Annotated in this window: 7 protein-coding genes; all 7 read left to right on the forward strand. The window is 57.1% G+C overall.

The annotated features are described in order from the left end of the window. The first annotated feature begins 861 nt into the window (after positions 1 to 861). Positions 862 to 1,452: a NodA family N-acyltransferase gene (locus EOA86_RS15200; RefSeq protein WP_063169401.1), complete on the forward strand. Its 591-nt coding sequence runs from the start codon at positions 862 to 864 to the stop codon at positions 1,450 to 1,452. After that, positions 1,449 to 2,108 (forward strand): chitooligosaccharide deacetylase NodB, encoded by a 660-nt coding sequence (gene nodB / locus EOA86_RS15205; RefSeq protein ID WP_091600617.1) that lies wholly within the window; start codon positions 1,449 to 1,451, stop codon positions 2,106 to 2,108. The genes EOA86_RS15200 and nodB overlap by 4 nt, the downstream gene beginning before the upstream one ends. Positions 2,109 to 2,123: 15 nt before the next feature. Further along, a complete protein-coding gene (gene nodC, locus EOA86_RS15210) occupies positions 2,124 to 3,449 on the forward strand; it encodes a chitooligosaccharide synthase NodC (RefSeq protein WP_091600618.1) in 1,326 nt (441 codons plus the stop codon). A gap of 261 nt (positions 3,450 to 3,710) precedes the next feature. Further along, entirely contained in the window at positions 3,711 to 4,625 is a 915-nt protein-coding gene (gene nodI, locus EOA86_RS15215; RefSeq protein ID WP_091600619.1) for a nodulation factor ABC transporter ATP-binding protein NodI, read from the forward strand. 3 nt (positions 4,626 to 4,628) lie between these two features. After that, positions 4,629 to 5,417 (forward strand): ABC transporter permease, encoded by a 789-nt coding sequence (locus EOA86_RS15220; RefSeq protein ID WP_091600620.1) that lies wholly within the window; start codon positions 4,629 to 4,631, stop codon positions 5,415 to 5,417. A 287-nt stretch (positions 5,418 to 5,704) separates the two neighbouring features. Continuing rightward, positions 5,705 to 6,466: a sulfotransferase gene (locus tag EOA86_RS15225; protein ID WP_024505871.1), complete on the forward strand. Its 762-nt coding sequence runs from the start codon at positions 5,705 to 5,707 to the stop codon at positions 6,464 to 6,466. A 388-nt stretch (positions 6,467 to 6,854) separates the two neighbouring features. After that, positions 6,855 to 7,272 (forward strand): cation:dicarboxylase symporter family transporter (locus tag EOA86_RS15230; protein WP_245494741.1); only part of this gene is annotated, 418 nt, incomplete at its 3' end.

A 7,272-nucleotide genomic window follows, 5' to 3' on the forward strand; every position in this document is an offset into this window, starting at 1 on the left:
GGTGTAGAAGCCATGCAAGACGCCTCATTTGAGGTCACCTGTCGTATCTAGCTGCTTGCCGGACCACTATGTGAAGCGAGCGCTATTGGCTGCCTCTGCGATGCGGGAATTGGCAGCGGACGTCTCACGATCAAACAGGCATCTGCTTGTAGAATTCTTTTAATCGTGAAGCGGCGCGAGTGCGCTATCCGTTGAGGTGAGCAAGGCCGGCGCCCTGGGTGAGCTCTGGTGTCGGGTGGTGGAAAGTACAGGGGGAGCTGTGTGGCCACCTCTTTCTCGGCCTCGACGATGTGCGAAGGAGCCTGTGCGGCGAACGGGCCGACGCCCCAGGCTCAGAACCTGGGCGAACCTAACTCCCGCCAAAGGACAGCCCAGAGCTGGATACACGAAAAAGATACTGAACCCGCGAATCAGATTCTGATCAATCGTCGTGTCTGAGCTCCGCTCGGGCTCTTACGGAGATAATCGAGCGGCCCGGCAACGGCCGCGCGTGCCGCGGGCGTGAGCTTTGCGCTTCGTCAGAAGTGCCTCGAGCGTGACGACGATAATTGACCAGCCATATGGAACGCATTCGCCCAGTTATCCAAAGCGTGGATACCTTTCATCTAAACAAAGGATTTTACCGTTTTTGCTGCAGGTCCCATAGAAGCGCTTCAAGTTGGAAAGATAGGTAGTTCCGATGGTTGCGTTGGATCCGAGGAGCATCATCTGGTGTGCGGGGCGTACAAAGTCAGTCGCATCTGCATTGCGGCTTGGTCTTTCGGCGGTCTCCACAAGTTACGCCCCGTTGGGGCGACGCCAATTATTTAACCAATGCTTGGACATTTATCTCAACCGGACAGCTACAAGGTGAGGTCTTCCATGCGCCCGAATGTCGAGTGGAAGTTGTGCTGGGAAAATGAGTTGCAACTGGCCGACCATGTCGAACTCTCCGACTTTTTTCGAAAGACCTATGGACGGACTGGCGCCTTCAACGCGGAGCCATTCGAAGGCGGCCGCAGTTGGGCCGGCGCGAGGCCGGAATTCCGCGCAATCGGCTACGACGCGCATGGGGTAGCGGCTCACATCGGCATGCTGCGGCGCTTCATCAAAGTTGGCGAGGTCGACTTGATCGTCGCTGAATTGGGCCTGTACGCGGTTCGTCCGGATCTTGAAGGGCTCGGAATCGGTTTTTCGATGCGCGTGGCGTACCCAGTGCTCCATCAGTTGGGTGTTCCATTCGCTTTCGGCACGGTTCGGCACGCGCTGCGAAACCATGTCGAAAGATTCTGCAGAGCCGGCCTCGCGAACATTGTGTCGGGCGTTCGCGTACGGTCGACCCGTCCAGACGTGCATCCCGACCTGCCGCCCACGCGCCTGGAAGACGTACTCGTGTTGGTTTCGCCGATCGGACGCTCGATGGACGAGTGGCCGTCCGGTACCCTGATCGACCGGAACGGTCCGGAACTATGAAGCCTCTGGACTACATATGCGAAGGGCAGAGTGACAATGCCGATGGCATTGCAGAGCGCAGCGTCTATCTGACGTTTGACGACGGTCCCAATTCATTTTTCACACCGCAGATACTCAATGTGCTGGCGCAACATCAGGTGCCGGCGACCTTCTTCGTTGTTGGGGCCTACGCGGCCGACGAGCCGGAACTCGTTCGCCGAATTATTACAGACGGGCACGGTATAGCCAACCACACGATGACTCATCCGGACCTGGCTAAATGCGGGCCCGTCGAAGTCGACCGCCAGATAGTTGAGGCAAACAGAGTCATAGGGATGGCTTGCCCGCAGGCCATGGTTCGGTACTTTCGTGCACCGTATGGCATCTGGACCGAAGAAGTAATCGCTGCATCAGCGGGTGCGGCATTGGCGCCCGTCCATTGGTCCATTGATCCACGCGACTGGTCTCGCCCCGGCGTTGACGCCATCGTCGACAGAGTGCTCGCCGATATCCGGCCGGGCGCAATCGTGCTGTTGCACGACGGGTGCGCTCCCGACGAATTGCAACCAGGCAATCAAGCCAGTCTGCGCGACCAGACGGTGACAGCGTTGTCACGCCTAATTCCAGAATTGCACGGCCGCGGATTTGTAATCCGATCACTTCCTCAACATCCCTGAACAAACAGAGATCCTATGGACCTTCTCACCACAGCCAGTACTGTTGCCGTTTCGTCTTATGCGGTGCTCTCGACTGTTTACAGAGGCATGCAAGCGGTCTACTCCCAACCGGAAAATGTTACGCCGCCGTCGGAAAGCTTGTTCGGATCCGACCGTTGGCCGAGCGTGGATGTCATCATCCCCTGCTACAATGAGGACCCGCGCACACTCGCGGCGTGTTTAGCTTCCATCGCAATTCAAGATTACGCCGGAACATTTCAGGTCTATCTGGTTGACGACGGTTCTGGAAATCGTAATGCCGTCATCCCGGTACATCACGCCTACGAGGGCGACCCGAGATTCAATTTCATTCTGCTCCGCGAGAATGTTGGCAAACGCAAGGCGCAGATCGCCGCCATCCGCCGCTCATCTGGAGATTTCGTGCTCAGCGTCGACTCTGACACGACACTTGCGTCCGACGTGATCACGAAGCTTGCAGTAAAAATGCGGGATCCCATGGTCGGAGCGGCCATGGGCCAGCTGACGGCATACAACCGCAGCGACACTTGGTTGACCCGATTGATCGATATGGAATACTGGCTGGCTTGCAATGAGGAGCGCGCGGCGCAAGGTCGCTTTGGTGCGGTCATGTGCTGCTGCGGCCCATGTGCAATGTACCGCCGGTCTTGTCTCCTTTCTCTGCTGGATCAATACGAGACGCAGCTGTTCAGGGGGAAACCAAGCGACTTCGGTGAAGACCGTCATCTTACGATCCTCATGCTGAAAGCAGGCTTTCGAACCGAGTACGTTCCAGGTGCCGTCGCGGCGACAGTCGTTCCGGACAAGATGGGACCTTATTTGCGCCAACAACTCCGCTGGGCACGGAGCACTTTCCGGGACACGATGCTTGCGCGAGGTCTACTGCGTGGCCTGGATCGCTATCTAACTTTGGATGTGATGGGAGAGAATCTCGGCCCATTGTTGCTCGGCATCGCGGTAGTAACGGCGCTCGGTGAGCTACTATTTTCACATACAGTAAATTGGTGGACGGTGCTGGCTATTGTCACCATGACCATAATCAGATCTACGGTGTTATCTTTCCGCACTCGGCAGCTTCGATTCATCGGCTATTCAATGCACGCGTTAATCAGGATATTCCTGTTGATCCCCTTGAAGGCTTACGCCCTGTGTACATTGAGCAATAGCGATTGGCTGTCGCGTAAAAGTGTTCCCCTGCCCAACAGAAGCACAAAGGAAATCACAAGCGCGACGCCGCTTGCCGGAGCAAATGCTGCGGGCAATTCTGGAATTGCGGAGTCACTTCATACTGCAGATCTTTCGCTCACAGCTGGTGAAGTCTGACGGCCTTGCAGCGCCGGGTGACCGAGTAAGTTGTGTCAGTCGACACGTGGTGAAGCTTGTCGAGTTACCTATGGTCAGAACGGGAACTATCTGGAAGCGACACGTGGCATCTTGACGTTAATTCTTTGGCGGAAGCGATACACGCGTCGCTCCGGCCGCGACTTTCCAAAGGTGCCATCTCAAGGCGGTGGCCTGCTCTGAACCAGATTCGTAAGTAAGCTGCCGGTGGCCAATCGGACTCATTCCGCTTGAGATAGACGCATGTCCAATGTAGCAATCGACCTTACCGGCGTAACCAAATTATTCGGAAACAAGCTCGTTGTGGACGGGCTGTCCTTCACCGTTGCATCGGGAGAGTGCTTCGGTCTGCTGGGGCCGAACGGCGCAGGCAAGAGCACGATTGCGCGTATGCTCCTCGGTATGACCCGGCCTGACGCGGGTGATATAACAGTCCTCGGTCTACCAGTGCCGGCACGCAGCCGCTTGGCCCGCAAGGGCATAGGCGTGGTCCCGCAGTTCGACAATCTCGACCTGGAATTTACGGTACGTGAGAACCTGTTGGTGTTCGGGCGCTACTTCGGCATGAGAACAAGAGAGATCAACGCCGTCATCCCACGGCTCCTCGAGTTCGCTCGCCTTGAGAGCAAGGCGGATTCACGTGTCGGCCTGCTATCCGGCGGGATGAAGCGGCGCCTGACGCTGGCACGTGCTCTGATCAACGACCCCCAGTTGCTTGTGATGGATGAGCCCACGACCGGCCTCGACCCGCATGCCCGCCATCTGATCTGGGAGCGACTTCGTTTCCTGCTGGCGAGCGGAAAAACGATCATTTTGACCACCCATTTCATGGAAGAGGCTGAGCGGCTTTGTGATCGGCTGTGTGTTCTCGAGCGGGGACGCAAGATCGCCGAGGGCAGTCCTCATGCGCTGATCGACGAGTACATTGGGTGCAACGTGATCGAGATCTTCGGCGGCAATCCACAGGAGCTGATTTCGCTGATCAGGCCGTACGTTCAGCGTATCGAGGTAAGCGGCGAGACGCTCTTTTGCTATGCGCCTGATCCGGAGGATGTGCGCATCCAGCTTCGCGGTCGAGCGGGTCTGCGTATTCTGGAGCGTCCACCCAGTCTGGAGGACGTTTTCTTGCGGCTAACCGGACGTGAGATGGAGAAGTGAGCAATGGGTGAACGTCTTGCGGCCGCTCTACCCGCCAACGCCTGGAACTGGATCGCGGTGTGGCGCCGCAATCATTTGGCATGGAAGAAGGTGGCATTTGCTTCAATGCTCGGCACCCTTGCTGATCCGATGATTTACCTTTTCGGGCTCGGCACTGGCCTTGGACTGTTGGTAGGCCGCATCGAAGGTGCATCCTACATCGCTTTTCTGGCAGCCGGCATGGTTGCGACAAGCGCGATGACAGCATCGACCTTCGAAACAATTTACGCGGTTTTCGGTCGAATGCGCGATCAGGGCACTTGGGAAGCAATCTTGCACACACAACTTACCCTCGGCGACATCGTTCTCGGTGAATTGACCTGGGCAGCCACAAAGGCCTTTCTGGCCGGTACGACAATTGCGATTGTTGCCGCCGCGCTAGGTTATGCCGCGTGGACGTCGGTTCTCTACGTGCTGCCGGTCATCGCTCTCACCGGGTTCGCCTTTGCGAGCCTGGCCATGCTCGTCATCGCGCTCGCGCCCAGTTATCACTATTTTATTTTCTATCAGACGCTTGTCATCACACCTATGCTGTTCCTTTCGGGCGCGGTTTTTCCAGTCGGCCAATTGCCAGGAGTGTTTCAGCAGATTGCGGCCTTCTCGCCGCTGGCGAATTCTATCGATCTAATCCGTCCGGTGATGCTCGGCCGCCTGGGCGACAATGTAGGGCTGCATATAGGCGCACTTTGCATGTTCGCTGTATTGCCTTTTTTTGTGTCGGCTGGACTGTTTCATCGACGACTAATGCGTTGACGCTTACCTACGCCCATCAACGAGAAGGAGGTCCGCAATGCCGGATTGCAAACTGCCCACAGCGGCCCGGAGGCATGCGTGTGCCAGGAATCGCGAGTGGTACAACAACGCCGAAGCCGGGCGCCACCCAGCCGCTGCAGGCACGCGCCCATCTTCGCGACCACACCTCGGAGTACAGGCTGGGTGGTGAGGCGCGGACCCACCCGGAGCGTTCAAGCGATAGCAGCCAAGCTTCTTGTGCGCGTCCCCAGACCGTCGCGGCCATTATTTAGTTGGATACACATGCAATGACCCACAACGAACCAACTCCTGAGCCTTTTGTGATCCTTGCTATGCCAAGGACCGGAACACACTATTTAGAAGAATTGCTAAACGAGCATCCGACCGTTTTGAGTAACGGTGAGTTGCTAAACGAATATGATCCCAATTGGCCCAGCACGGATCGCCTGCTAGGCACGGATCGCGAGCTTCTTGAGCTTGCCTATGTGCGCTGCCCTATGCGCGACTACAAGAATGTGACGCATCTTGGCTGCAAGATCAATGAACCTCAGTTTCGCGAGCGTCCAGCATTCTTTGCGGAATTAGCTCGTTGGCCAGCACTCAAGGTCATCCTCGTTGTTCGCCGAAACGTATTGGAATCGCTCCGTTCCTTTGTGCAGGCCAGGGAAAGCGGTCAGTGGCTGAAGTTCAGCTCGGACAACGATACCGCTCGGCCACCGAGCGTCAGGTTGTCAATCGCTGACTGTGAGGCTTATTTCAAAGCCGCCGACGATTTTCACGCTCGCGTTATGGACTCCTTCACGTCGACCAACCTGCTTGTAATGGAATACGAGAGCCTTCTTCATGAACCTGCCCAATGCTTGGGAGCGGTTTGGGATTTCCTGGGCGTTCCAGCGCTTGAGCCATCAGATAACGCCATCCTGCAGCGCCAGGAAACGCGACCGCTGGATCAAACGGTGGAGAACTTTGACGAGTTGCGGATTCACTTCGCACGCGGACCTTATTCAAGATTTTTTGACCTCGGAGATTCGATGCGCTCCTACGCTTAATCGCTTGTCCCGCGTGCTCTGATGGGCGTGTAGGATATCCTACAGTTTGCGCGCATTCCGTCGCAAAACTGACCAACCAAAGTCACCAAGACGACAGATATCGGCCGGCATTCGATCTGCGGCGAACATCAAAGGCACGGCCGCAAGGCGACCTGGTCAATTCCCTCTCTGGCGAAGCACTTCTTCACGCGATCTTTGGCGAGCCTTGAGTGCAAATTCCGGCAAAGGTGGAGGGTTCCAGTGCGCAACCCGCACCAATCTCGCTGGACGGGACAGGCCTCCAGTTGGCACGGCGCTTGCTCCGAGATGACAGCAGCGCTCGACCGGAGCGCAGCATGGGAGAAGGAGGAGCCCCCACCCCGATCCGGTCAGGGAGAGAGAAACGGTGTTGGTTCCAAAAGTCCCCCGCGCGATCGCAGCGCCCCGCAAGCGCCATTTTGCCCGGACCTACGTGCAGGTGCTTGCCGCCATAGTCCTGGGTGCCGCAATTGGCTATCTCTATCCGGAAACCGGCCAGAGCCTGAAGCCGCTCGGCGATGCCTTCATCAAAGTCGTCAAGATGATTATCGCACCTGTCATCTTCCTGACAATTGCGACCGGCATTGCCGGCATGAGCGATCTGCAGAAGGTCGGCCGAGTTGCCGCCAAGGCGATGGTTTATTTCCTCACCTTCTCGACGCTTGCACTCGTTGTCGGACTGATTGTCGCGAATATCGTTCAGCCTGGCGCCGGCCTCAACATCGATCCGGCCTCGCTCGATGTCCAAGCCGTTAAGGGCTATGTGGCCACGGCTCACGAGCAGTCCG

The organism is Mesorhizobium sp. M5C.F.Ca.IN.020.32.2.1 (assembly GCF_004023105.1).
GTDB lineage: Bacteria > Pseudomonadota > Alphaproteobacteria > Rhizobiales > Rhizobiaceae > Mesorhizobium > Mesorhizobium wenxiniae.